Raw genomic sequence first — 25,662 nt, forward strand, 5'->3', positions numbered from 1 at the left:
ATTTTATGGGGTTTTTTCAATTTTTAGGTGTTAAAAAAGTTGGTTGGCTTTGGTTGGGATTATCCAGTGTGTGCCAGATTCTTGAATTTGGCATTTCTGTTTTGGATAATTTCTTTCTTTTCAGCAAGGTTTGAGGTGTCATAGGTATAATATTTATTGTTGACCTCTGTAGTATGTCCTGGCATACTTGCAACGATAGATTTCGGCGTTCCTTTGGCTTGTAAGTCCGAACTGGTAGTTTTGCGCAGTTTGGTGATACCGCCGCAGTTCCAATATTACGGATTGTCTCATTAATTCCCCAATACTTGTAAACAACAGTTAGCGCTGTGTCTCGTGTGCCTTGATTGCTCAATGACATGCTGTTACGGACATGATAATCGGGCAGACTGATGTAATAGCACATTCCGGCAATTAAACAGAGTAATAAAAGTATAGATATGACTTTTCTTTTCATGTGTATGTACCTCTTTTTCCTATGTCCTCTGATGGGATGACTATATAGTAATTACTACATAAAGATTTATTAAATATACTTTGTGTAGGGGTGATGCGCATGAATTATGGACATTTAGAATTAAGGATAGAAGAACTGTTGAAATAACGGGGGATCAGTTGCCCTGTTTTTGGTATCTCGTGGAATCCGCTGAAACTCAGCGCAGTATAGCAAGGAGAATTATTATTTTCCTTGAAGCTAGGCGAGTATAATTTGGTGATTATGGTGATGAAGCATTTCGTCAATGTATAGAATCAGTTACAAAAATTAAAGAGTATTTATCTTCTGAATTACCAGCAATAGATGATAACTCTGAATTAAACGCCTACATACGTTCCATGAGAAATTCATGTAATAAGTTTTTAAGCTGTTTTCCACAGAATATACAGGATAAATGTAGATACTGTAAAGAGGGAAATCCAGAATATTGGTACTTTGTTTCTACAATTGGTGAACTTAGAGGAGTTTCTGGTATTATGATTGGTCAAATTGCTAAAGCATATGGTTTAGATGTTGAAGATGATTTGGCTCGAATAATTCCGGACTAATTCTTGTAAAAAAATTCGGAAGTCGTGGAGATTTAAGATAATGAAATATAAAGTGGATGATAAAGAACTTAGTGCCCCTATCTTTGTACCTTTTGTAAATCAAATATGGAAAGGCAATTATGATATGGAGAAAACACAGGCCGCATTATCTAAAACAATAAACATCACAGCTTATGATGATGCAATACTTGTAGGATGTTTGCGTATTCTTACGGACGGTTATTATTTTGGAACAATTACAGAGTTGCTTGTTCTGCCGAAATACCAGAAACAAGGTATTGGAAGTAAGCTTCTCCAGCTTGCAAAAGAAAACACGCCTACTATGCTTTATTTTGGTGCACAACCGGGTATAGAATCTTTTTACCAAAAGAATGGTTGTCAAAAGAGCCTGCAATCCTACGCGATAGAAAAGAACAGGTAATTATTAATCTGTGATTGGTTTCAATAAACAGGTAGAAACGAATTGCTATTTAGCAGTTGCTTTGCTAAAATATAACTAGGTGTTACCATAACGGAATAGGCGGTTTGCCCTCTGACAGAGGGACTGAACCCTCTGATTACATAGAAATCTAAATTGGATTTATCTAATTGGGAAATCTAGGAAAGGAGGGCGAATGTATGAGTGATTTTGAAATGCTCTCCATCGTACTAATGATTCTTGCAATCATTGTAACGATTCTAGTTGCATACATAAACCATACAAAAAAGTAACCGCCCCCCTACCAAGGAAAAGTTACTTTTTTTGTATAACTGATTAAATTGGGAAACCGTTTATCGGTAACACCTTTTATAGTTATATATTAACAAGTATATTGAAAAATGTCAAATCATTGCTAAAATTTATGTTAAATAGTTGCAGTCATGCAAAAGAAAACCTTGCTTCTGCAAAGGTACTTGAAAAGCTTGGCCTTGTTTATGAAAGAGATGGTATTACTTCCCATGTCGACGGGGTTCGTCACTTTGATAACCGAGAATATTTTTTAGAGCTGGACAGTTGAATTCAATTTAGAGTGTTATGAAAATCAGAATTTATAGAGGTGTTTTATTTTTACTTGGAGCAATACGGTGTCATTGATGTACACTACATAAAACGTATTCACCGACAAAAAGATTTCAACGCAGTTAAAGAGGGTGAATTACCTGTTCGTCTTACAAGAAATGTAGGTAAGGTAACGTATGTCTTATATTGGGTACTGGAAAATGAAGAAGCTCATGCAAGAGTTTCAAAGCTTGGCGTAGAAAAATTCTATAAACATTGGAATAGGTGTTTAACCACAATGCCCAAAATAATCTTGGGTGAAAATATCTCAGATTACCTGATGTGAACACCTCAAAGCCTCTTGATATCCACAGGAAAAGGAGAAATATGGATGCTTATTCGAAATGAAGAAACAAAAGATTATGAAGTAGTAGAGGCAATCACAAGAAAGGCTTTCTATAATTTGTATGTACCAGGCTGCGTAGAGCACTATCTCGTCCACATCATGCGCCAGCATGAAGACTTTGTGCCGGAATTGGACTTTGTGGTTGAAGAGGATGGACACGTCATTGGAAATATCATGTATACAAAGGCCAGGCTGGTTGACGAGGCAAAGAAAGAAAAACAGATACTGACTTTCGGCCCAGTCAGTGTACTGCCGGAATATCAGCGGATGGGATATGGAAAAATGCTGATGGAACATTCCTTTGAGAAAGCGTTAGAGCTCGGCTATGATGCTATCGTGATATTTGGAATTCCAGGCAATTATGTAGGACGTGGTTTCAAAAGCTGCAAAAAATACAATATATGTATTGACAATGGCACATATCCGGCAGCGATGATGGTAAAAGAGCTGAAGGCAGGAGCGCTCAACGGAAGAAAGTGGATATATTACAATAGTCCTGTCATGCAGATGGATGAAAAGGATGCACAGAGCTTTGATGATGCTTTAGAAAAGATGGAAAAGCGGTACGAGCCAAGTCAGGAGGAGTTTTATATCCTCAGCAATTCGTATGTGCATTAGGTATAATTCTCGATAATCAGGCAATAACCATTACGAAAGCGACCAACGAGATGCGGCTGCACAGAACGATATAAACGCATGACTTCAGAGGGATGGGATATCATCGGCTTTTTGATGGGTTAGGAAATCAGGAGGAAGTATTATGAAGCTTCACTATGAAGCGGTTACAGAAGAACTGCGCCAGGAGGTACTTGCACTTGGGACGGCGGAGGGCCAGGAAGGGTATATAGAGCCTGTATCCCAATGCCTGGAAGAGGCTTGCGGCGACCACCGCTGGAAGCCTGTGGCCATATGTGATAGAGACACAGTGGTGGGATTTGCCATGTACGGATATTTTCTGCCTGAATATCCCCCGCAAGGCCGGCTTTGGTTTGACCGCCTGCTCATAGATGCCCGTTATCAGGGGAAAGGGTATGGGAAAGCGGCCATGGCGGATTTGCTGCAGCGTCTTTGCCGTGAATATCCGGACCGGGAAAAGATTTACCTGAGCGTCATCCGGGAAAATGAGACGGCCATCTCTCTTTACGAGCAATTTGGATTCTCCTTTAACGGCGAGAGAGATACGAAGGGGGAATATGTAATGGTAAAGGAAGTGGAAAAATAGTAATCGAAACGGATGCACATGCTCAAAAGTTAAGCTGCCGTGATACGATACACGGCAGCTTTTCTGATGCGGGAAAGCAATAATACCCGCTATAGCCCGCATTCCACATACATTGCATGGATATCATCCTGGTAGATATCAAGCTGCGCCCGGCTTGGAAATGACAGCTGTGTGCCTTGCTGCGTGACGCTTAGGCCGGCCGCGTAAGTCGCAAAGCAGATGCTGTAAGGAAGATCGTTCCCTTCCCCTAGAGATACGGCCAGGGCGCTGATGAAACAGTTTGCGGCACCCGTAGTATCTACTGGTGTGAAAGGGGCGGCACGGAAAAAGTGGCTATACTCAGAGTTCTTTAAATAACAGCCTCTGGCTCCCAGTGTGACGATAATCGTATTCTGACACATATGATACAGCCGCTCGGCTTTCTCCTGGATCGTATCATTCCCACCCGCTAACACGGCCAGCTCGGCTTCGTTCGGCACGAGATAATCAATCTTGCGCAGCAGCGTCTGCTCGATTTTTCCTGTAGTAGAAGGCTTTAGAAAAATCTTAACGTTCAGCTTCTGGCAGCGCTTGATTGCGTAAGCGACGACTTCGGGAGCCAGCTCTGTAGAAATGAGGCAGTAGTCTGTGTTGGTCAGAAGGTGGGTGCATTTGTTAAGCTGTTCCACGTCAAAAAACGAATTGGCGCCCGGATAAGATATGACACAGCTGTTATTGCCGTCCGGCACGGCAATAAACGCTTTGCCGGTGGAGGTGGAACCGTCTATATATATGCCATCTGTCTTAATGTTGTAAGTTGACAAAGTATCCGATATGGTATGCCCTTCCGCATCGTCGCCAAGCCTTCCTATGGCATAGACAAATCCTCCCAGCTTTCCGGCACCGATTGCCTGGTTGATGCCCTTTCCGCCTGGTGTGCTGAAGATATTGTTAGAAACGATAAGCTCCCCGGGAGAGGGAATCTTTTTTGTACTTATAATGATATCCATAGTCATATTGCCGATAACCGCAATCTTTGTCCTGCATGCGCTCGGAAGAGCAAGGCTATCCCCCTTGTGGATGACGGGCTCTATGCTTAGCGACTTAGGACGTACCGCATGGGTTTCCACCATGTCCAGAATGGATTTCGTGGCCACTTTGCCTAGCGTATCATAAGGGAGCTCTACAGAAGTGACAGGAGGATACAGAATCTGGGCCAATTCGTTCGTTTCACCACAGACAATAGATACCTCGTCCGGAATGGAAAGGTTCATCTCGTGTAAAAACGTATAGGCGCTTGCAGCGAGTACCGCGTTCTGGCAGTATAAGGCCGTAATATCCTGCTCAAACAATTGTTCAAATGCAGCATGTGTGTTGTGGGCATCGGATTTACATGAGATAATAAGGCTTTCATCGCGGGACAGTGAACTTTCAAACAAAGCACGAAGATACCCATTGCCGGCGGATGTGCTGTTGTCTGAAGCCGCATCCAGCACACAGCCTATGCGCGTATGTCCGTGATTTATAAGCAGCCTTACCGCGGTATATGCGATAGAAGAATAATCATAGCGTATGCAGACCTGGTTAGCGATTGGCTTCTCATATAAGAAGACTGACGGAATGCCGGAGCTGTTCCCCTTGTTAAAGGATTCTATATACCGTTCGTCGACGGCGTGAAAGATGATACCTTCGACACGCTTGGATCGAAGAACGTTCAACTGGCGTTCCAGCGAATAATCGGATGCATCAAGCGTACAGAGCAGGAGGCTGTATCCACTGGCTGACAGATTCTGCTCCAACGTAGTTATAAGTTCTCTTTTCATGAGGGACGGGTGGATGACGAGAGCAATCATGAAACTTTTGCCCGTCTGTGTCTCCTTGATATTCGAATAAGGAGTATAGTTATATTCTTTTATGACAGCGAGCACCCTCTCACGGGTTGCTTCGCTGATATCATGATCTTTTTGGTTCAGCACTTTAGACACTGTGGACACGGATACGTTTGCAGCAGCGGCGATATCGCGTATGTTCATTTTTCTACCTCCATCCCTTAGGGCCTTTTTTTAAGTATCTCATTGTAAAAACGAAAAGTCAACTAGCATAAACGTGTTTCGTAAATGGTTTCGGAACTCGTTTTTTTTAGATGGATGGAAAATTATACCTGCTGACTTTAATCTGCAAAGAGCATAAAATGTAAGATATATGGTAGATATGCACAAAAATATTATGACATATTTGGTAAAACAACTATATTGCATAAATCATTATGTAAGTATATAATGTAACTACAAATTGTTTAGTAAACATATTTCGTAAACGAGGAAGTGAATACATGGACAGGACAGACAAAGTAAGAAACGAGTTGGAAAAAGCGGGTGCAGACGTGGCCGTACTCGTGTCGGCTCCTGATGTCACCTACGCCGGAGGGTATGAAGTTCCATATTGGCCGGCATTTATGGGTGATATGAGCAGAGGGCTCCCTATGGCATCTCTCTGTATCGGATCAGAGACCGGTATTATACAGCATGTTGCATCAGAATTTTACAAAAGCAGGCTGAAAAGGGCTGGCAGACATGAGGTCAGCTACTTTCGTTCTTTTTCCCATACCGAAAGGAACGATGTAGCGCTTAACTTCAAAGATGCGCTCCTTGAAGCGGTAGACATTTGTTCAGGAAGTACGCGGCAGATGACAATCGGGATTGAGCCGGAGCAGTGTCCGGCATACGTTATGGAGATTCTGAAGGAGGCGTATCCACAGGCTTCCTTCCTCGATATCAGCGTTTGCATGGAACGCGCAAGATACATAAAGACGCAGGAAGAGATAAGCCTGCTGGAAAGAGCGGCTCTTGTGGCAGATGCCGCTCAGGAACGCCTGTATGAGATATCGAAAGAAGAAGGAGATTATACGGAACTGGATGTCTGGTTTGAAGTGCAGAAGGCAGTGTCCGGAATGAACAAAGGCCTCACCCCGTTCGTAGGAGAACTGGTAAGCGGCCCAAGAACGGGCCTGAGCGATTATCCGCTTGGCCCTTCCGACAGAAAGATTGAGAGAGGGGACATTGCAATCATGGATATCAGCCCAAGGGTGGGGGGCTACTGGGCAGACTGTTCTAATTCGGTCGTATTCTGGGATGCCCCGGACGAAGAACAGACAAGATACTTTTCCGCGGTCAAAGAGATCTATGACATTGGGAGGGACGCCATATATCCGGGCGTGACATTCCGGGAAGTCAATAGGAAGATGGAAGAGGCGTACAGGAAAAACGGATTTGAGATATGCAGCTATCAGGGGCATCAGATAGGTGCCAGTGTGAATGAGGTACCAAGATTCACGTACCGAGATGAAGCCGTACTGGAAGAAAATATGGTAGTGTGCATAGAACCGCAGATTTACTCCGGACCGTCCGGGAAGACAGGAGTCAGGCTGGAACGCATGCTTCATGTCACAAAGAACGGGGCAAGGGAGCTGAACCACTTCAGATGGGGACTGTGATAACAGAATTGATAAGCATACGCTTTCAATAATACAAAGCCTGCCATAATCTGCGGCAGGTAAAAGAAAAAGAAAGGGAGAAAAAGGATGAAGAAAAGGTTAGTAAGTATTTTGCTCTGTGCCGCGTTGATCGGTACGATGCTGGTGGGATGCCAGAGCAACCAGGAGACAGCATCGGACAGCAAAAAAGAAGAGGCGGCAAAAGTGGACTCGGATGAGGACATGACAAGCCAGATAAAAAAGGAAGGAGATAAATATAAGATTGCCCTGAGCAATTCTTATATGGGTAACGACTGGCGCCAGCAGATGGAACGGATTGTAGAGTATACGGCAGAACAGGAACCATACAAAAGCCGGTGTGAGCTCACGATCGTGAACTGCGAAAATTCTCCGGAAGACCAGGCGGCTTCTATCGATGCGCTCGTAAAAGAAGGTTATGACGCGATCCTCGTGGACCCGGCATCTGAGACGGCATTGAACCAGGCGCTGAAACGCGCCACGGACGCGGGCATCGAAGTGATTCTGTTTGACCAGCCCGCATCAGAAGAGTCCGCATATCACATAACGATTGATGCGGTAAAAGCGTATAAAGTTATGGCAAAGTGGCTGGCGGAAGCAGCCGGCGGCAAAGGTAACGTCGTATTGGATCAGGGGCTTCCGGGAGCAGCCGTATCTGAGCAGGAATATAATGCCGCAAAAGAGATATTTGACAGTTATCCTGATATGAAGGTCGTATCAGACTTTATAAGCAATTACGCGGAGGCTGACGGCGAGGCGGCGCTGTCAAGCGTCATAGCGGCCAATTCTGACATCGATGTCGTGGTGACACAAGGATATATGACATCTGTGACCAACGCATTCAAAAAAGCGGGAATTGATGACATACCGGCATCCTGTGGCGGCGGATATAACGGGAACCTGCTGACCTGCCTTGAAAATGACAGCCAGGGCATTATCCACGTATACATACCAGGGATCAGTGCAATAGCATTGAATTACGCCATCAGAATTCTGGACGGAGAAGAAATTGATAAGAACATTTCAATCGACCCGGCATATGTGGCCACTTCCAACAAATATGATATGGGCGAATTCTCGGACGTAACGATAGAAGTTGCAGAAGACGGCGTCAACTGCTTCAGCGACCAGCCTGACAACCTGCAGTGGCCGGTAGTGCCGTCCAACTTTGGGGTAGAGATACCGATGGATGTCGTATTAGGAAAATAAGCAGTAAAGCTGATGAATGGTGCAGAGGGACGTACCTTTGCACCATTTATATTTAGGACAGCAGACGGCACCGGCTTTAAGCCGCATGTGCCAGTGCGGATTGGCGTGTGGAAAGAGGAGAATAGTATGGCGGATTTTGAAATGAAAAATATCACGAAGTCTTTCCCAGGTGTAAAAGCGCTAGACAACGCCCATTTTACAGCGGACAAAGGCGAGATCGTGGCGCTTCTTGGCGAAAACGGGGCAGGCAAAAGTACATTAATAAAGGTGCTGTGCGGAGAGCATAAAGCAGACAGCGGAGAGATATATTTTGAAGGCAGACCATTGAAAATCCATGGTACGAAAAGTGCCATAAAGCAGGGAATATGTGCCGTATATCAGGAACTCAGCCTGATTCCGGATTTGACGGTAGCGGAGAATCTTTTTCTGGGAGTATATGATACGGCGATATCAGGGCGCGTGTCTTATCAGGAATTAGAAAAGAAAACATTGGAGTTATTTCACAAATATGGTGTGGATGTGATAGACCCGTGGACGAAGGTGAGCGCACTCCCGCTGCCAAAACGGCAGATGCTTGAGATACTGAAAGCATTGTCAAAGGACGGAGAGATCATCATATTTGATGAGGCCACATCTGCTTTGTCGGACAGGCAGGCCTCCTGGCTGATGGATATCATCCGGAACCTTGCGGATGAAGGGAAGATAATTATATTCATATCGCACCGGCTGGACGAAATCAAAGCATTATGTACGAAGGTTATCGTGTACCGGTCAGGCACTGATGTGGCAGATCTTCCGATGGAAGAAGCGGATGCGGACCAGCTGGTAACTTTGATGCTCGGAAGAGAAATTGGCGGCTATTACCCGCAGAAAGAATGCTTTACAAAAGAAGAAGTGCTCGTATCCATGAAGAATGTATCGAGCGGGCACAAGCTTAAGGATATCAATCTGGACCTAAAGGCCGGAGAGATACTAGGAGTCGGCGGGCTTGCGGGCCAGGGGCAGGCAGAACTTTTCATGGCCCTGTTCGGATTGGTCAGAACAACCGGCCATATACGGATAAAAGGAAAAGATGTACGTCTGAAAAATCCCAGAACATGTATCAGGGAGGGAATTGCTTTGATTCCGGAGGACCGTGGGCTTCAAGGGCTCGTTCTGGCTCAGAGCATACGGGAGAACATTGTCATGGCGGCTCTCGACCGGATCATGAAGGGAATCTTTATCTCAGAACAGAAGGAGAAAGAAATTGTGGACGAGATGATAAAGACCTTTTCCATCAAGGCAGAAAGCCCGGAGACGATTGCAGGAACATTAAGCGGCGGAAACCAGCAGAAAGTAGTGCTTGGAAAACAATTGGCGACGAAGCCGGATATACTGTTGATGTTCGACATTACACGAGGTGTGGATGTAGGAACCAAAAAAGAGATGTTTAATGTGATAAAGCAGTACGCGGAGGAAGGAAAAGGAATATTGTTTTACTCTACCGATATGGAAGAGCTTGTCAATGTGTGCAACAGTATTGTCGTCATGAACCAGGGTAAGATTGCAGGAAGGGTAGACCGGGAATTGATTTCCAGAGAAAATATCCTGCGGGTATCCGTCGGCGAGAAAGCAGTATAGAGGACGGAGGTAAAGGAAATGAGATTTTTAACACATAAAAAACGTACGAAAAACCCTGCGCTGGTGTCTGTCCTATTGTTCTTGCTTCTGGCGGTTATGACCTGCGTACTGCAGTCGGAGGCGATGAGCCTGGATTGGATCAACCTGAAAGCTGAGGCTGCTATGACACTTATTCTGGCAGCGGTTGGAGAGACGATGGTATTGCTGATTGGCGGAATTGACCTGTCCATAGCAGGGGTCATAAGCCTTACGAACAGCTTCTCGGCTATCTATATGCTGGATTCTGGCTCCTCCATCATATCGGTCAGCTTCGCATGCATACTCATGGGCCTGGCTGTAGGGCTGTTTAACGGTATCGTCATACAGAAGTTCAAGGTACAGCCGTTTATTGTAACCTTTTCTACATGGTTCATCTGCGGAGGGATTGCATACCTCGTGCTGCCAAAAGACGGGGGAAAGCCTCCGGTAAGTTTTGCCAATGCCATGGTGACAAAAATCGGTGGCAGGCTTTCTGTCGCGGTAATATTAATTTTTCTTCTGACAGCTGCGTGGCTTTATTTTAAGAAGACGAAACTGGGCATCTATATGTATGCCGTGGGAAGCAGCGATAAGGCGGCCTCTCTCAATGGAATCAATGTATTTCGGGTAAAGTTATTCGCCTATGCAGCTTCCGGTGTATTCGCGGCGCTTGCGGGAGTATACCGGACCGCGGTCGTAACATCAGGATCTCCTACAGCAGGGGAATCGTTTTTCAACCAGGCAATTGCGGCTTCGGTCATCGGTGGTACACTTCTCACTGGAGGCAGGGGAGGAGCGGTTGGAACGATATTTGGAGCTCTTGTATTGAAGATGATAGCGGATATTCTCGTATTTGCGGGGGTATCGTCCTACTGGTCGACGCTGTTCCAGGGACTTCTCCTCATCATGGCGGTTCTTATATCAACCGTATCCGAAATTATGAAAGACAGAAAGGAGATGCTGGCATAATGAAAATGAAAGTACAAAGACATCAGACGCTCATCGTAAGTTATCTCATCGCAGTCATATTGTTTGCGGCCATATCGGTCTATAAGCCAGGTTTTGCCAGTATCGACCATATCAGGGTATTATGTTCGGAAGCCGCAATCATCGGCGTAGTAGCTATCGGGCAGACATTTGTAATCATAACGGGAGGTATCGACCTGTCGGTGGCCTGGATGGTTGGTATTGCCGCCATCATGGTGACCAATACGACACACGGCCTGGACGAGAATCTGATTTGGGCCATTCCGTTCATTCTTATACTGACGACACTGTTCGGAGTGGTGAATGGATTCTGCATCGCTTATCTCAATATGCCGCCCATCGTAATGACACTTGGAATGAACACGGTGCTGCAGGGAGGCCTCGTGGCGGTGACACAGGGAGCTCCGGGCGGGGCGGCGCCCGCATTCGTAAAGAAGATGGGGCAGGGCAGCGTTATCGGCATGCCGTATCTGATTCTCATATGGATTGTCCTGGCTGCCGCCGTTACGCTGCTCCTCTTCAAAATGCGATATGGAAGAGAACTGTTCGCGGTAGGAAACAATGCTACCGTGGCCGCCTATTCAGGCATCAGCGTCAGGAAGGTGACATTGACTGCCTATGCGGTCAGCGGCCTGACAGCGGGAATCGCCGGGATGCTCCTGGCAGGCAAGGTAGGACAATCGTACCTTGGAATCGGAGACAATTTCCAGTTCCAGTCCATTGCCGCGGTTGCAATCGGAGGGACATCCTTGATGGGAGGGAACGGCAATTATCTGGGCACAGTGGCAGGTGCATTTACTATCACGATCATACTGGCGATTCTGGCGGCCTTGAATCTGCCCTTCGGTGTACAGAAGATGGCCTATGGTATCGTCGTGTTGTTTTCCGTTCTCATGTCGGTGAGAAAAGGATTAAGAAAGTAAGGGAAGGCAGGATATAGAAATGAAAAAATTATATGGTGTAACGGCAGCAATGGTAACCCCGTTTAAGAAAAGCGGGGAAGTGGATTATGACGGGATAGGGCAGCTTACCGGCATGCTGATAGAAAAGGGTGTGAATGGTCTCTATCCGTGTGGGACGACAGGGGAAATGTTCCGGTTAAGCGTGGAGGAAAGAAAAAAGATTGCAGAGGCAGTCATACAGAAGGCGAAGGGCAGAGTGACCGTCTTCGTCCACTGCGGTGCAATGGATGAGCGGGATACGATAGAGCTCCTCAGGCACGCTGAGCGTGCGGGGGCCGATGGAGCCGGTATCGTCACTCCCGCGTTTTTCGGAGCTACCGACAGGGAGATGGAAGAATATTATGTGACGGCGGCCGGATCCGTCGAGCGCGATTTCCCGATTTATCTGTATAATATACCTCAATGCTCTGGAAATGATATAACGAAAGAGACGGCAGAGAGAATTATCAAACGATGTGAAAATATTATCGGCATCAAATATAGCTATGCGGATATCAACCGTACAGTAGACTATCTGAATCTGAAGGGGGGCAGCTTTTCGGTGCTGCATGGGTGTGACAGAGCGTTCACGAGCATGCTGGCGTTAGGGTGCGACGGAACGGTATCCGGGATATCCGGCGTATTCCCGGAGCCGTTCGTAGAGGTGTATAAGGCTTACACCGAAGGCCGGCTGGAGGATGCCCGCAGCCTGCAGAAAATCTGTGTAAAATACTGTGATGCATTAAAATGTGGAAGCAACATGTCCTACTTCAAAGAAGGCTTAAAGATGAGAGGCATCAACGGCGGAGTCATGCGAAAGCCCCAGCTTGACATAGACGAGGCAGAGATACAGAGACTAAGAACAGAGCTGGAGGAGATCAGCTCCGGGGCAGGGATCAAGATGGACGCAGAAGTCCGGGTATAGAAAAGCAGAGGAAGGGAAGTGCGAAGATGGGCAAGATATTGATTACGGCATCGCATTATGAAGAATTGTGCCAGGACGCGAAGCAAATGCTGGAAGAACACGGTCATGAACTGATTATCAACAAAAGCGATATGCCTTATTATACATATGAGCAGATAGCCCAGGTCATAGGGGACGTTGACGGAGCCGTCATCGGGCTGGACGACTGGACGGAAGATATATTCAAGATAGCGCCTAAGCTGAAGGTGATAGCAAAGTTCGGCGTAGGAGTAGACAATATAGATATAAGGAAAGCCAAGGAATATGGCATCAAAGTAATCAACGCGCCGGGACAGAATTCCAATGCCGTCGCAGAATTGACGATAGGACTTATGATTGGGGTCCTGCGCGGAATAATACCATTGCATAAGAAGATGGAGAATGGAGAGTGGGTCCGCCGTGTCGGACATGAGATAAAAGGTAAGACGATAGGGCTGCTTGGATTTGGAGCAATTGCAAGGCTGACAGCAGAGAAGCTGATGAAGTTTGACGCTGAAGTGATTGCAAGCGATTTATATCCGGATGAGCGGCTGGCAGCAGAATATGATGTGAAAATGGTAACCCAGAAAGAACTGCTGTCCAGGTCGGATATCATAAGTGTCCATATTCCGGCCTCCGAGAAGACCTATCATCTTCTGGATGCAGAGGCATTCAACAGGATGAAAGATGAAGCATACATAATCAACTGTGCCAGAGGTTCCATCATAGATACGGATGCACTGTGCCGCGCATTGAAAAGCGGCAGAATTGGCGGAGCCGCCCTGGATGCATTCGAGGCCGAGCCGCTGACGAAAGATGCAGAAATACTTGCGTGCGGAAATGTAATATGCACGCCCCACACCGGAGCAGAAACATACGAAGCTTACAAGAATGTCAGCATGTGCACGGCACAGGGAGTGATTGATGTGTTGGAAGGCAGGGAGCCGGAGTATTGCACGAACAGGTAAAGGGCTGCTTGCTTATATGCGTAGCGCCCTCCGGTTTATACGGAAAAACTGCCGTTTAAAGCACAAAATCTGACATTTAAGGCAAAAGCTATTGATGTATTCCTTTTTTCTTATATGATAGAAGTATATAAAAAAGCTGTCCGGCCGGAAGACGAGAGTATGAGAAAAGAGGAATGAAAGTGGAAAAGAAGAAAAGATTATCAATATCGCTCACGACGCAGATATTAATTGCCACTATAGGCGGTATCATATTCGGCGCGTTAATCGGTCCCTGGGCCTCCAATATTAAGTTCATAGGTGATATATTCATACGTCTGATTCAGATGTCTGTTATCCTTCTTGTCATGTCTGCCGTAGCAGCAGCCGTAGGAAGCGGTGACGGGCAGGATGTAGGGAAGATGGGCTTCCATACATTCAAGTGGATTATATTATTTACAGTCATTTCAGCCGGATTGGGCATCGCATTGTCCATGCTGATACAGCCCGGCGTAGGGATACAGATTGCAAATGCAGAAGAGATAGCGAACGCCACCGTCGAATCGACCTCCCTCCAGGATACGGTCTTAGGGTTCGTGTCTACGAACATCATAGGGTCTATGGCGGACAGCGCCATGGTACCTTGCATCGTATTTGCACTGTTCTTCGGTGTGGCCATGGGAGCCTATACACGCCAGAGCGGTAACCGCAATATGGCAGACTGGGTAACCGGCCTGAATGCGATTATCACAAATATTATCAAGACGGTCATGCATATCGCCCCGATAGGTATCTTCTGTCTTCTGGCAGATGTAGCAGGCTCCACCGGCTTCAAAGTAATCATACCGATGCTCAAGTTCCTCGGTGTCCTGTTCCTGGGGGATGTGATACAGTTCCTCATCTACGGTCCGCTGACAGCTACGCTTTGCAAGGTGAATCCGGCGAAGATGCCGAAGAAATTTGCAAAGATGTCCATGATGGCGGTGACGACCACATCCGGCGCCATCTGTCTTCCGACCAAGATGGAAGATGCGGTGACGAAGTTCGGAGTCAGCCGCAAGGTGGCGGATTTTACCGGTCCGATTACGATGTCCATGAACAGCTGCGGTGCCGCTATGTGCTACGTGGTCGCTATCTTCTTCATGGCACAGTCCACTGGTGTGAACCTGACCGTCTACCAGATGGGCATGGCAATCTTGCTTTCCTGCCTTATGTGCATGGGTACGATAGTCGTACCGGGGGGGTCGGTCATCGTCTACACGTTCCTTGCGTCGTCACTCGGACTGCCGCTTGAGAGTATTGCCATACTGATAGGCATCGACTGGTTCTCGGGCATGTTCCGGACACTGATGAATGTAGATGTAGATGTCATGGTCGGCATGCTCGTTGCCAGCAAGCTCGGCGAACTAGACCGGGATGTATATAACGGTGTTAAAGAGGTTACATATTAAAAATTGATTCTTATATACGACGTACGCAGAAAAAATCATACAAAGCTTTAGCAGGCCCCCGGCATATCTTGCGATGTGCCGGGGGCCTGTGTTATGATGAAACACATAGACAACGTACAGCAGCGGCATATGAAAACAGGTCCCGGGGACCGGAAAGAGAGCGTCGTATATGCAGTCAGATAATTTGATATTCCAGCTCATACTGAATATTGGTCTTCTCGTTCTTGTGGCAAATCTGCTCTCCAAACTTAAAATCATCCAGAATATCATCCAGCAGGAACACCGCAGCTTTAAAAGCCAGGCGCTTCTGGCCCTCATGTTCGGGGGCATCATCATCCTGTCTACCTATACGAGCATCGATATCGGCACTTACAATCTGAATACGCGTGTGATAGGCGCCATGACTTCAGGTATCCTTGGGGGACCCATCGTAGGATTGTACGCTTCGCTTATCGGAGCGGTGTACGTCTACTTTTTTTCCGAGCCCCAGATGTTTGCCATGGCATCCGCTTTTTCCACAGTATTGTTCGGATTGCTCGGAGGTGGATTCTACCCTTATTTCCAGAGAGGAAAATGGAAATACAGGGATCTGTTCCTCCTCGCCTGCTTTGCGGAATTCTGTGACATGATAGCTCTGCTGCGGCTGGCAAGTCCCTTTGCCGATGCGTTGCGCACGGTGCTGGAAATAGCGGTGCCTATGATTGTATTGAACTCTATCGGAATTCTGATTTTCATATCCAGCTTCAATCATGTGTTCATCCAGCAGGACATCGAGAGCAGCCGCCAGCTCCAGCAGGCTTCGGAGCTGACGCAGAAGTGTCTGCCGCTGCTGCGCCATGGCATAAGCAGAGGAGAGAACATGCATGAGCTGGCATCCGCGATATTGAGGGAGACGGACTGGATGGGGGTCATGATTACAGACAGGGCAGACATCTTGGAATGGCAGCAGGAAGGAATCGAGTACCAGCCGGATCTGACAAGCATACCAAGGGTCGGCAAAAATGCCATGCAGACGGGTGGCCTGTCCACTATGTACAACGTTCCGAGGAGCAGCTCCTGGTACGAGTGGATGAAGGAGTATTCGATGGCGGCCGCACCTTTTGTCATAAAAGGGAAGTCTGTCGGCTGTCTGATCGTATGGATGAAAAAGAGATGGGTATTCCGCAAAAGCGAGCTGGAGCTTCTGCAGCATCTTGTCACCCTCGGATCCTTCCAGATTGCCATGGCAGAACTGGAATATCAGGAAATCATGCGGCAGCAGGCGGAGCTCAAGGCGCTTCAGTTCCAGGTCAATCCTCATTTCCTTTTCAACGCGCTGAATACGATATCGTGCGTGTGCAGGGAGAATGCTGAGCGGGCAAGAGAGCTGCTCGTGATTCTTGCCAACTACTTCCGCTATAACCTTGCCGGAGGCGCCGGCATGGTACCCATGGAAGAAGAGATCAACCATGTGAAAGACTACCTTGAACTGGAAAAGGGGCGGTTTGAGGAGAAGCTGATTGTGACGTACGATGTGCCGGAGCAGATGGATATCATGATTCCGACGTTAATATTGCAGCCTGTCGTTGAGAACGCCGTGAAATATGGAATCAACCAGACCGGGAAACGGATTGTGAATATCAGCGTTCGGGAGGCGGAAGAAGGATATATGGTGCAGATCAGCGACAAAGGAAAAGGATTCCCCGCAGAAGTCTTGGAAAAGCTGGAAAAGGGCGAAGCAGTCGGGAAGAGTATCGGCCTTAGCAACGTGTATAAAAGAATGAAGAGTACATATGGTGAAGACAGCGGAATCAGTATAATAAGTTCCGGGGACGGAAGCTGTGTACAGCTCTGTTTCAAGAAAGGAAGATAAATATGGCGATAAGGATTGCAGTGATTGACGATGAGAGGCCCGCTAGAAGCGAGTTGGGACATCAGCTTAAGGAACTGCTGCCGGATGCGGTGATTGATGAAGGCGATTGCGGCGCGGCGGCGCTGGAACTTGCAGGTTCCGGTAAATACGATATCTTTTTTCTGGATATCAATCTCGGTGATATAAATGGTACGATTCTCGTCAATGCGTTGAAGAACATGCAGCAGGATGCAAAGATAATCTTTGTCACGGCGTATTCCGAATATGCGGTGACCGCGTTCGAGCTCGGTGTGGAGGATTATATCCTGAAGCCCTACGACAAAGGAAGGCTTAAAAAAGTCCTGGAAAGGGTGCATGTACAGAGCCGGACGGACAAGAAGCAGGGGGGGACGGTAAAGCCACGTCCCGGCAAGATAGCAATCAGTAATGAGGGGAAGACGATATTCGAGGATATCGATCACATCATATATATTGAGACGCATAAGAGAGGCTGTCTGATACATACTGCTGAAAACGAATACTATGACGGCAAGAGTATCGGGGAATTTGAAAAACGGCTGGAAGGAGACCGTTTCTTCCGCTGCCATAAAAGCTATCTGATCAACCTTGATAAAGTAAGGGAGGTATTTCCATGGGGAAACCAGAGCCTCGGTCTCAAGATGCAGGGGTTTGAGCAGGATATCCTGTCTGTCGGCCGGGAGAAGACGAAGGTGCTGCGCCAGCTGCTTGGGTGGTAAGACTGCGGAACCGGCGCGGAGAAACCCCATATTCTTTTTTGAAGGCGGGCATATGTATCAATCGCTGAAAGAAACAAGAGTATGCGTGTTAAATTTCCCCTCTATCGACATTTATGACCGTTGTATCAAAACGATTGGCAACAATCAGTTTGAAACAGATGAAATTACCGCCTCCGGTTTAACGGCGGGAACACGATCTTTTTGAGGGGAGCCAGGAAGTAGCGGTTGCATTGAAAGCCGTTAGTATTTGTATAGATAGCGAACGCTATGACCAAAGCAAGCTGGGCAGATACGGGAAAAACGGATATTTATATCAAATCGACCAACCGGCCAATCCAGAAACAGGAGAAATCACACTGATAAATTACGGTACATTGGAACCGGGTGTTCCCATTGAATGGATTACAAATTAAGCATTCATAGTCGAGTAAACCTGTCCTTTCCGTAATCAAATAAGTAAATAGATTTTCGGGCCAAGTTGCGGGGGTATTTCGTATTGCCTTTATGAACAGGCGGCGGTTTTGAAATAACAATTTCAAGCCGCCGTTTTTCATTTCAAAAAGTGAAGTTATGGGGGGGATAATTGCGCCCTTTTTTCAAACCTTAACTATTGCGGCGGCACAAGGAGGCCACCGCTATGTTTCTATTGTCCTGCTCAAATAATTATTTACCAATAGCAATAAGGCCCACTATTCTCTTGACCGGGGGCAAATGAGCAAGATTAGCGGTATTGGAGAAAGCAAGCTGCGGGAACTGATCGAGGACGGAGAAATTGAGTACATCCAAAATGGCAACCGACGCTTGCTAAGAAACGTTTCGCAAATAAAGAAATAGAGACGATAAAAAAATCGAAAAAACGGAACAAAAATAGAAAAAATGTACTAAAATAATATTTACAATATGTTAAATTTGACAGTAAAATGACGAAATATTGACACGGACATAATTAAATGATAGTATACAAATAGAAAAACGTTTTTATATAAAGACAAAATGGACAAGAAGATACGTCTTAGTCGAAAGGAGAACGGAGAATGAATAAAATCAAGGTTGGAGTAGCAGGATATGGCACGATTGGCCAGCGCCTGGCAGACGGTGTGGCATTGCAGGAAGATATGGAACTGGTCGGTGTGGCGGATCTGGCGCCTACGCTTGCGCTACGGGCACTTTACGAAAAGGGGATGCCTTACAGCCTGTATCTCGTGGACGGAGCCAGGAAGGAGCAGTTTGATGCACTTGGCATTCCTGTTACAGGAACATTCTCGGATTTGGTTGACGGAGTAGATGTCATGCTGGACTCTTCCCCCGGAGGGGTGGGGGCAAAGAATAAGGAACTGTATGAACAGAAAGGCGTAAAAGCCATCTTCCAGGGCGGGGAGAAGAATTCTGTGGCTGACGTCTTTTTCCATGGCTATGCAAATTATGAGAAAGGGCTCGGAAAGGATTATCTGAAGCTGACGAGCTGCAATACTACCGGTCTTATCCGTGCCGTAGACTGTCTGGACCGTTCATGTGGAGTACAGAAAGTGGCAATCACCATCATCCGGCGCGTAGCAGACCCCGGCGATTACCACAGGGGATTGACAAATGCGCTGCAGATGGATAAGGCGCCGTCTCATCAGGCGCTGGATCTGATGACGATCATGCCGCATATCAACGCGACCGGAATCCTCGTACATACGCCTGTGACCCATGGACATATTATAACCGTGCTGGCCACAGGGAAACAGAAGATAACGAAAGAGATGGCTCTGGAAGCGTTCCGTAAGCATCCAAGAATTCGGGTCGTGAATATTGATGAAGGCTTTCAGGGGAATGCCTCCTTCTTCAAATATGCCCGGGATCTGGGCAATCCAAGAGGGGACATGTACGAGATCGGGCTGTGGGAAGACAGTATCGTAGAGAGCGGGGATGATATCATGTTTGCCATCCATATACCCCAGGAAAGCGTAACGATACCGGAGACGATAGACGGTATACGGGCCGCGTGCAGGATGCAGGATACCGGTGCCGGTGCGACAGAAAAGACAAACGAATATCTGCACATCGGCAGCTGATTTGTTTACCTCCTGGGGGCGGGGCGTGCCATGGCCCCGCCCCTTAACAATGAAAGGCAAGATATAAGAGGAAGGAAAGGAGTGGGGTAATTTATGCGTTTTGGGATATATACGCTGGATGACTATGATGTAAAAGACAGGACGGTATTGTGCAGAGTGGATATGAACCAGCCCATAGACAGAGAAAAGGGGGAGTTGAAAAGTACCGCGCGGATAGAGGCCTGCATCCCCACGTTGAAGGAACTGTCGGACCGGGGGGCGAGGACGGTGATCCTGGCGCACCAGGGAAGTGATATCGAATACAAGAACTATTATACGACAGAGCCGCACGCTCGTGTATTAAGCAGTCTGCTCGGGAAGAAGGTGGACTTTATCGCTGATGTATGCGGGCCTGCAGCACTTGAGAAGATTCGTTCGTTGGAAGCAGGAGGGCTTCTCCTGCTGGACAATGTACGTTTTCTGGCTGAAGAGCAGACGCTGTTTGAACAGAAGCTTGGCTTAAGCCACGGACAGCAGGCAGAGACGCTTCTCGTCAGGAAGCTGGCGCCGCTGGCGGATCTCTACGTCTGCGACGCGTTTGCGGCAGCCCACAGAGACCAGCCTTCTCTGTGCGGGTTTGAACAGATACTGCCCTCGGCTATGGGGCGTCTGTTCGAGAAGGAATATTGTGTGCTGTCGGAACTGATGAAGTCGCCAAAGCGTCCGTGTACTTTTGTCCTTGGGGGCGCTAAGATCGGGGATGCTTTTCTGATGATGGAGACGGTACTGGAATCAGGAGCCGCAGACCGTATCCTGGCAGGAGGGCTTGCAGGCAACATCCTATTGGCCGGTGCGGGTGTTGATATCGGCAGGGGAAGTATGGAATTTATACGCAAGTCCAACTACGCGCCCTATATCGAGAAGGCAAGCCGTTTATATGAAAGATATGGAAGCCGCATCGTAATGCCGGAGGATTTAGCTTATGTGGAGAATGGCGTCCGCATAGAGGTGAAGGCAGATGCAGTCCCTGACGAGGCAGGGGCTGTAGACATCGGTTGTGCGACGGCTGCCGGCTACCGGCGGCATATTTTGAGTTCTGGAACAGTGTTTGCCAATGGGCCGATGGGCATTTTTGAAGAAAAAGAGACGGAATATGGAACGAAAGCTGTGTTTGAAGCCATGGGTGAGACCATGGCGTATACAGTAATCGGCGGCGGAGACAGCATAACGGCAGCGGCAAAATTTGGTCAGACAGGGAAGCTGTCTTATGTCTGCACAGGAGGGGGCGCCCTGATCCGCTTTCTGACTGGAGAAGAGCTGCCGGTGGTAAAAGCGCTGCGCCACAGTGCAGCCAGATGTCCTGTTTAAAGGAGGGGCTATATGAACATTGAGCTGGGATTCGGAAATACAACGCAGGCGGTACAGATTCGGGATGAGAAGATACAGGATATCCTACTGCCGAATGCCGTCCCTCATGGGCTTACAGGAGCGGCGGAAGTACGCAGGGCGCTCCGGGAGCCGATAGCGAGCAGACCGCTGCGGGAAATGGTAAGGCCGGGTGAAAAGATAGCCGTCATAACGAGTGACATCACCCGTCCCCTTCCTACGTGGGAGATGATGCCGGAACTGCTGGAGGAACTGTATGCGGCAGGTATCGGCTGCGGTGACATTACCCTTGTCTTCGCGCTTGGCAGCCACCGCCGCCATACAGAAGAGGAGAAGGGGAAACTGGCGGGGAAACGGGCATATGAAGAGATAGCGTGCATAGACGGAGACATCAATGACTGCGTGCACCTCGGAGAGACGTCCCGGGGGACTCCGGTAGATATCGTACGTGTTGTGGCAGAAGCAGACAGAAGAATCTGCCTTGGCAACATAGAGTACCATTACTTTGCCGGTTATTCCGGCGGGGCAAAGGCAATTATGCCGGGGGTATCCACAAGAGAGGCGATTCAGGCAAATCACAGCATGATGACAGAACCGATGGCCTGCGCCGGGAACATAGAGTATAATCCTATCCGGAAGGATATCGAGGAAGCTGCCGCCATCTGCGGAGTAGACTTCATATTGAACGTCGTGCTGGATGAGCATAAGAAAATTATACGCGCTGTCGCCGGCGACGTGACAGAGGCCCATCGGGCCGGCTGCACATTTCTGGATACGCTGTACGAGAAGAAGATTAAAGAGCCGGCGGACATTGTGATCGTCTCTCAGGGAGGCGCGCCAAAAGACCTGAATCTGTATCAGACGCAGAAAGCGCTTGATAATGCCAAACATGCAGTCAGGGAAGGCGGTATCATCATCCTGGCAGGTTCCTGCCGGGAGGGGCTGGGAGAAGAGACATTTGAAGAGTGGATGACAAAAGCTTCACGGCCGGAGGAACTTATCGAGAGGGTACGTCGGGACTTCAGGCTGGGCGGACACAAAGCCGCAGCCATCGCCATGGTGCTTCAGCGGGCAGAAATATATCTTGTATCAGAGCTGGAACCGGCGTTCGTACAGACGTTATTCATGACACCCTTTGACAATGTGCAGGCGGCCTATGAAGCGGCAGACGCGAAGCTTAGCGGGCAGGGAAGAGAGGCGGCGGTGCTTGTCATGCCATACGGCGGCTCCACCCTGCCCCGGGTGCGAACCACAAATGAAAACCACCGGAGCACACCGGGGCCTGACCCCTGTGCCACGGAGGAAAACTTCCACATAAAAGGGGTCTGACCCCATCACGAACGAAAGGAGACGAAGATGGATTATGCAAAAGAGTCACTAAAGCTACATGAAAAATGGAAGGGCAAGATAGAGGTGATCGCAGCAGTGCCGGTGGAATCCAAGGAGGACCTGTCTCTGGCATATACTCCAGGTGTCGCGCAGCCGTGTCTGGAGATCAGGGACGACATATCCAAAAGCTATGACCTGACGCGGCGCCATAATATGTGCCTTGTCGTGACAGACGGCTCTGCAGTGCTGGGACTTGGGAATATCGGAGCGGAGGCGGGGATGCCTGTGATGGAGGGGAAATGCGTGCTGTTTAAAGCCTTTGCCGGTGTTGATGCTTTTCCGCTCTGTGTCAGGAGCCAGGATGTGGATACTATCGTAGAGACGGTATATCAGATATCGGGCAGCTTCGGCGGGGTGAATCTGGAGGATATATCGGCCCCACGATGTTTTGAGATTGAACGCAGGCTAAAGGAACGCTGCGATATTCCTATCTTTCACGACGACCAGCACGGTACGGCGGTCGTTACCCTTGCAGGACTTATGAACGCGCTGAAAGTAGTGGGGAAGAAGATGGAGGAAATCAAGGTCGTGCTGAATGGGGCGGGAGCCGCCGCGATTGCCATCACGAGACTGCTTCTCGCCAGCGGGGTGAAGGATATTACCATGTGTGACCGTACAGGAGCCATTTACGAAGGAAGAACAGATGGAATGAACGTTGTGAAGGAAGAGATGGCACGGCATACAAATCTTGAGAGGAAAAGGGGCAGCCTTGCGGATGTCCTGGCGGGGGCGGATGTATTCATCGGGGTGAGCGCCCCGGGTGCGGTGACGGTGGAGATGGTAAGGACTATGAAGGATAGGGCGGTTATATTTGCCTGTGCAAACCCGACGCCGGAGATATTTCCAGAAGAAGCGAAAGCAGGTGGGGCTGCGGTGGTGGCGACGGGCCGGAGCGATTTCCCGAACCAGATTAACAATGTGCTGGCGTTTCCGGGCATCTTCCGCGGGACCTTTGATGTACGTGCCAGTGATATCAACGATGAGATGAAGATAGCCGCTGCCCGGGCGCTGGCAAGTCTGATTGCCTCGGAGGAGCTTTCCGCGGATTACATCATTCCGGCCGCTTTTGACAGGAGAGTAGGCCCTGCGGTGGCAGAAGCAGTGGCTGAGGCGGCAAGAAGAAGCGGTGTGGCATGGCTGTGACACCAGATGAAGAGGGAAAATATGATAAGCAAAGGAGGCAGCTATGCTGGACATTAAGCTGAAAAAGGAACTGGAACGTCTGGCGCTGGAAATCCGCATCGGAGCGGTGGAAGAATTCAAGGCAAGGGGATTCGGGCATATGGGAGGGTCTCTAAGCGTTGCGGACGCACTGGCGGTGCTGTATGGCGCAGTCATGAACGTGGATCCGAAGAATCCGCTGTGGGTAGACAGGGACAAGCTCGTCTGCTCCAAAGGCCATGCCGGACCTGCTGTCTATGCGGCACTTGCATTAAAGGGGTTCTTCCCTTATGAAGAACTGAAGACGCTGAACCAGCCGGGAACGAATCTTCCAAGCCACTGCGACCGGAAGAAAACGCCGGGCATCGATATGACAACGGGATCATTGGGGCAGGGGACATCGCTGGCAGTGGGGATGGCGCTCGGCGACAGGCTGAAAGGGCGTCCGGGAAGGACATACCTTATCGTGGGAGACGGGGAACTGAACGAGGGACAGGCATGGGAAGCCGCCATGTTCTCGGCGGCAAAGAAGGTCACGAATCTTGTGTGGCTTATTGACCATAATAATAAGCAGCTGGACGGCTATACGCAGGATGTCCTCGATTCCGGCGACCTGCGCCTGAAATTCGAGGCGTTCGGTTTTGACGCGGTTTCCATCGACGGCAATAACCTGGAACAGCTCTATATGCTCCTTGGAAAAGACGTGCAGGACAGGCCGCTGGCGGTCATCATGGACACGATAAAAGGCAAGGGTATAAAGGAAGTGGAAGAGACGATGGCGAATCATTCCATGGCGGTGACGGAAGAGACATATGACAGATGGATTTGGGAATTGAAGCAGCAGTTGGATGATATTCCATGTGCAGGGGAAAGAAAGGAGGGCATTTCATGAATATTGTATATGACGGAAAGAAAGACCGGCCTTTCAAGGAAGTGTTGGGAGAAGTCATCCCCCGTCTGGCGGAGGAAGATAAAGATGTCATTTATCTGGATGCCGATTTGATGAGCTGCATCGGGACGTCGATATGGGCACAGAAGAATCCCCACCGGGCGATAAACTGCGGCATAGCCGAAGCCAACATGGCAGGTATTGCAGCGGGGCTTTCTAGCGCGGGCTTTAAGCCCATTGTACACACGTTCGGTACCTTTGCATCCCGCCGCTGTTATGACCAGATATTCTTGTCCGGAGGATATGCGGGTAATTCTGTCACCGTCATCGGGACAGATCCTGGCGTCTGCGCGGCCTTTAACGGAGGGACTCATATGCCGTTCGAAGATATGGCCTTGTACCGGGCACTGCCAGGGGCGTATGTATTTGACATAACAGACGCGGCGATGCTGGAGGATGTGCTGGCACAGTGCAAAGATATGGCGGGAGTCAATTATATCCGCGTAGGGCGTAAAAGCAATGCGAAGGTATATGAAGACGGCGCCAGGTTTGAACCCGGAAAAGGAATAGTCGTAAGGGAATATGGAACGGATGCGGTCGTCATCGCATGCGGTATCATGGTAGAAAAGGCGGTTGAGGCGGCCCGCAGACTGGCGGATGACAATATCAACATAACGGTGATTGACATGTTTACGGTAAAACCGCTGGATGAAGCGCTTGTCCTGAAATATGCCAAAATGGCCGGTGCGGTCGTGACGGCAGAAAACCATAATAAGATTGGCGGGCTGTACAGTGCAGTGTCAGAATTTCTCGGGCGCACTTATCCGGTTCCGCTCGGGTATGTGGCCGTGGAAGATGAGTTCGGGGAAGTGGGGCCTCAGGAATACCTGGAGGAACGCTTTGGGCTGACGGCAGAACGCATCGTGGAGGAAGTGAGAAGGGCAGGAAAGCTGTAGAGATA

21 protein-coding genes and 1 pseudogene are annotated in these 25,662 nt (G+C 48.5%); 20 read left to right on the forward strand and 2 right to left on the reverse strand.

The window, feature by feature from the left end:
* Positions 1 to 16: 16 nt before the first annotated feature.
* Positions 17 to 454 carry a hypothetical protein gene (locus HMPREF0980_RS19150; RefSeq protein ID WP_198146259.1) on the reverse strand — a complete coding sequence of 146 codons (438 nt, stop codon included), beginning with the start codon at positions 452 to 454 and terminating at the stop codon, positions 17 to 19.
* Between the two features lie 627 nt (positions 455 to 1,081).
* On the opposite strand from HMPREF0980_RS19150, the gene HMPREF0980_RS10830 reads away from it, so the two are divergent.
* The 4 genes and pseudogenes from HMPREF0980_RS10830 (at position 1,082) to HMPREF0980_RS10840 (ending at position 3,648) form a co-directional block, all read left to right on the forward strand.
* Positions 1,082 to 1,462 carry a GNAT family N-acetyltransferase gene (locus HMPREF0980_RS10830; protein ID WP_049729055.1) on the forward strand — a complete coding sequence of 127 codons (381 nt, stop codon included), beginning with the start codon at positions 1,082 to 1,084 and terminating at the stop codon, positions 1,460 to 1,462.
* Between the two features lie 613 nt (positions 1,463 to 2,075).
* A pseudogene (locus HMPREF0980_RS20035) lies at positions 2,076 to 2,366 on the forward strand (hypothetical protein); the annotation flags it as partial.
* A 45-nt stretch (positions 2,367 to 2,411) separates the two neighbouring features.
* The gene (locus tag HMPREF0980_RS10835) at positions 2,412 to 3,044 is read left to right on the forward strand and encodes a GNAT family N-acetyltransferase (protein ID WP_049729056.1); all 633 of its coding nucleotides are present in this window, start codon (positions 2,412 to 2,414) and stop codon (positions 3,042 to 3,044) included.
* Between the two features lie 142 nt (positions 3,045 to 3,186).
* Positions 3,187 to 3,648 carry a GNAT family N-acetyltransferase gene (locus tag HMPREF0980_RS10840; protein ID WP_049729057.1) on the forward strand — a complete coding sequence of 154 codons (462 nt, stop codon included), beginning with the start codon at positions 3,187 to 3,189 and terminating at the stop codon, positions 3,646 to 3,648.
* Between the two features lie 89 nt (positions 3,649 to 3,737).
* Here HMPREF0980_RS10840 and HMPREF0980_RS10845 read toward each other — a convergent pair whose 3' ends face one another.
* Complete coding sequence (locus HMPREF0980_RS10845; RefSeq protein WP_049729058.1) at positions 3,738 to 5,660, reverse strand: PfkB family carbohydrate kinase; 1,923 nt, start codon at positions 5,658 to 5,660, stop codon at positions 3,738 to 3,740.
* A 299-nt stretch (positions 5,661 to 5,959) separates the two neighbouring features.
* Between HMPREF0980_RS10845 and HMPREF0980_RS10850 the strand changes: the two genes are divergently transcribed.
* The 16 genes from HMPREF0980_RS10850 (at position 5,960) to HMPREF0980_RS10925 (ending at position 25,657) form a co-directional block, all read left to right on the forward strand.
* Complete coding sequence (locus tag HMPREF0980_RS10850; RefSeq protein WP_049729059.1) at positions 5,960 to 7,120, forward strand: M24 family metallopeptidase; 1,161 nt, start codon at positions 5,960 to 5,962, stop codon at positions 7,118 to 7,120.
* 87 nt (positions 7,121 to 7,207) lie between these two features.
* A complete protein-coding gene (locus HMPREF0980_RS10855; protein WP_049729060.1) occupies positions 7,208 to 8,347 on the forward strand; it encodes a sugar ABC transporter substrate-binding protein in 1,140 nt (379 codons plus the stop codon).
* Positions 8,348 to 8,473: 126 nt separating this feature from the next.
* The gene (locus tag HMPREF0980_RS10860; protein ID WP_198146230.1) at positions 8,474 to 9,967 is read left to right on the forward strand and encodes a sugar ABC transporter ATP-binding protein; all 1,494 of its coding nucleotides are present in this window, start codon (positions 8,474 to 8,476) and stop codon (positions 9,965 to 9,967) included.
* A gap of 18 nt (positions 9,968 to 9,985) precedes the next feature.
* Positions 9,986 to 10,954, forward strand: a complete 969-nt coding sequence (locus tag HMPREF0980_RS10865) for an ABC transporter permease (protein WP_049729062.1) — start codon at positions 9,986 to 9,988, stop codon at positions 10,952 to 10,954.
* Positions 10,954 to 11,895, forward strand: a complete 942-nt coding sequence (locus HMPREF0980_RS10870) for an ABC transporter permease (protein WP_049729063.1) — start codon at positions 10,954 to 10,956, stop codon at positions 11,893 to 11,895. The genes HMPREF0980_RS10865 and HMPREF0980_RS10870 overlap by 1 nt, the downstream gene beginning before the upstream one ends.
* A 19-nt stretch (positions 11,896 to 11,914) precedes the next feature.
* Positions 11,915 to 12,838, forward strand: coding sequence for a dihydrodipicolinate synthase family protein (locus HMPREF0980_RS10875; RefSeq protein WP_049729064.1), 924 nt, complete (start codon positions 11,915 to 11,917; stop codon positions 12,836 to 12,838).
* A gap of 26 nt (positions 12,839 to 12,864) precedes the next feature.
* Complete coding sequence (locus tag HMPREF0980_RS10880; protein ID WP_049729065.1) at positions 12,865 to 13,824, forward strand: phosphoglycerate dehydrogenase; 960 nt, start codon at positions 12,865 to 12,867, stop codon at positions 13,822 to 13,824.
* Positions 13,825 to 13,997: 173 nt separating this feature from the next.
* Complete coding sequence (locus tag HMPREF0980_RS10885; RefSeq protein WP_442855433.1) at positions 13,998 to 15,251, forward strand: dicarboxylate/amino acid:cation symporter; 1,254 nt, start codon at positions 13,998 to 14,000, stop codon at positions 15,249 to 15,251.
* Between the two features lie 169 nt (positions 15,252 to 15,420).
* Positions 15,421 to 17,103: a LytS/YhcK type 5TM receptor domain-containing protein gene (locus tag HMPREF0980_RS10890; protein ID WP_049729066.1), complete on the forward strand. Its 1,683-nt coding sequence runs from the start codon at positions 15,421 to 15,423 to the stop codon at positions 17,101 to 17,103.
* A gap of 8 nt (positions 17,104 to 17,111) precedes the next feature.
* Positions 17,112 to 17,840, forward strand: a complete 729-nt coding sequence (locus HMPREF0980_RS10895; RefSeq protein ID WP_049729203.1) for a LytR/AlgR family response regulator transcription factor — start codon at positions 17,112 to 17,114, stop codon at positions 17,838 to 17,840.
* A gap of 1,034 nt (positions 17,841 to 18,874) precedes the next feature.
* Positions 18,875 to 19,897: a type II glyceraldehyde-3-phosphate dehydrogenase gene (locus tag HMPREF0980_RS10900; RefSeq protein WP_049729067.1), complete on the forward strand. Its 1,023-nt coding sequence runs from the start codon at positions 18,875 to 18,877 to the stop codon at positions 19,895 to 19,897.
* A gap of 93 nt (positions 19,898 to 19,990) precedes the next feature.
* Positions 19,991 to 21,244: a phosphoglycerate kinase gene (locus HMPREF0980_RS10905; RefSeq protein WP_049729068.1), complete on the forward strand. Its 1,254-nt coding sequence runs from the start codon at positions 19,991 to 19,993 to the stop codon at positions 21,242 to 21,244.
* A gap of 12 nt (positions 21,245 to 21,256) precedes the next feature.
* Complete coding sequence (gene larA, locus HMPREF0980_RS10910) at positions 21,257 to 22,591, forward strand: nickel-dependent malate racemase, LarAH6 family (protein WP_084002734.1); 1,335 nt, start codon at positions 21,257 to 21,259, stop codon at positions 22,589 to 22,591.
* 27 nt (positions 22,592 to 22,618) lie between these two features.
* Complete coding sequence (locus tag HMPREF0980_RS10915; protein ID WP_049729069.1) at positions 22,619 to 23,794, forward strand: NAD(P)-dependent malic enzyme; 1,176 nt, start codon at positions 22,619 to 22,621, stop codon at positions 23,792 to 23,794.
* A gap of 43 nt (positions 23,795 to 23,837) precedes the next feature.
* On the forward strand, positions 23,838 to 24,704 hold the full coding sequence (locus HMPREF0980_RS10920; protein WP_049729070.1) for a transketolase: 867 nt from the start codon (positions 23,838 to 23,840) through the stop codon (positions 24,702 to 24,704).
* Positions 24,701 to 25,657, forward strand: coding sequence for a transketolase family protein (locus HMPREF0980_RS10925; protein ID WP_049729071.1), 957 nt, complete (start codon positions 24,701 to 24,703; stop codon positions 25,655 to 25,657). The genes HMPREF0980_RS10920 and HMPREF0980_RS10925 overlap by 4 nt, the downstream gene beginning before the upstream one ends.
* Positions 25,658 to 25,662 lie beyond the last annotated feature (5 nt).

Source organism: Dorea sp. D27 (assembly GCF_001185345.1).
Taxonomy (GTDB): Bacteria; Bacillota; Clostridia; order Lachnospirales; family Lachnospiraceae; genus Extibacter.

Coding starts and splice junctions, on each gene's coding strand:
- HMPREF0980_RS19150 (WP_198146259.1), bottom strand. CDS start 454: ATGAAAAGAAAAGTCATATCTATACTTTTATTACTCTGTTTAATTGCC.
- HMPREF0980_RS10830 (WP_049729055.1), top strand. CDS start 1,082: ATGAAATATAAAGTGGATGATAAAGAACTTAGTGCCCCTATCTTTGTA.
- HMPREF0980_RS10835 (WP_049729056.1), top strand. CDS start 2,412: ATGCTTATTCGAAATGAAGAAACAAAAGATTATGAAGTAGTAGAGGCA.
- HMPREF0980_RS10840 (WP_049729057.1), top strand. CDS start 3,187: ATGAAGCTTCACTATGAAGCGGTTACAGAAGAACTGCGCCAGGAGGTA.
- HMPREF0980_RS10845 (WP_049729058.1), bottom strand. CDS start 5,660: ATGAACATACGCGATATCGCCGCTGCTGCAAACGTATCCGTGTCCACA.
- HMPREF0980_RS10850 (WP_049729059.1), top strand. CDS start 5,960: ATGGACAGGACAGACAAAGTAAGAAACGAGTTGGAAAAAGCGGGTGCA.
- HMPREF0980_RS10855 (WP_049729060.1), top strand. CDS start 7,208: ATGAAGAAAAGGTTAGTAAGTATTTTGCTCTGTGCCGCGTTGATCGGT.
- HMPREF0980_RS10860 (WP_198146230.1), top strand. CDS start 8,474: ATGGCGGATTTTGAAATGAAAAATATCACGAAGTCTTTCCCAGGTGTA.
- HMPREF0980_RS10865 (WP_049729062.1), top strand. CDS start 9,986: ATGAGATTTTTAACACATAAAAAACGTACGAAAAACCCTGCGCTGGTG.
- HMPREF0980_RS10870 (WP_049729063.1), top strand. CDS start 10,954: ATGAAAATGAAAGTACAAAGACATCAGACGCTCATCGTAAGTTATCTC.
- HMPREF0980_RS10875 (WP_049729064.1), top strand. CDS start 11,915: ATGAAAAAATTATATGGTGTAACGGCAGCAATGGTAACCCCGTTTAAG.
- HMPREF0980_RS10880 (WP_049729065.1), top strand. CDS start 12,865: ATGGGCAAGATATTGATTACGGCATCGCATTATGAAGAATTGTGCCAG.
- HMPREF0980_RS10885 (WP_442855433.1), top strand. CDS start 13,998: ATGAAAGTGGAAAAGAAGAAAAGATTATCAATATCGCTCACGACGCAG.
- HMPREF0980_RS10890 (WP_049729066.1), top strand. CDS start 15,421: ATGCAGTCAGATAATTTGATATTCCAGCTCATACTGAATATTGGTCTT.
- HMPREF0980_RS10900 (WP_049729067.1), top strand. CDS start 18,875: ATGAATAAAATCAAGGTTGGAGTAGCAGGATATGGCACGATTGGCCAG.
- HMPREF0980_RS10905 (WP_049729068.1), top strand. CDS start 19,991: ATGCGTTTTGGGATATATACGCTGGATGACTATGATGTAAAAGACAGG.
- larA (WP_084002734.1), top strand. CDS start 21,257: ATGAACATTGAGCTGGGATTCGGAAATACAACGCAGGCGGTACAGATT.
- HMPREF0980_RS10915 (WP_049729069.1), top strand. CDS start 22,619: ATGGATTATGCAAAAGAGTCACTAAAGCTACATGAAAAATGGAAGGGC.
- HMPREF0980_RS10920 (WP_049729070.1), top strand. CDS start 23,838: ATGCTGGACATTAAGCTGAAAAAGGAACTGGAACGTCTGGCGCTGGAA.
- HMPREF0980_RS10925 (WP_049729071.1), top strand. CDS start 24,701: ATGAATATTGTATATGACGGAAAGAAAGACCGGCCTTTCAAGGAAGTG.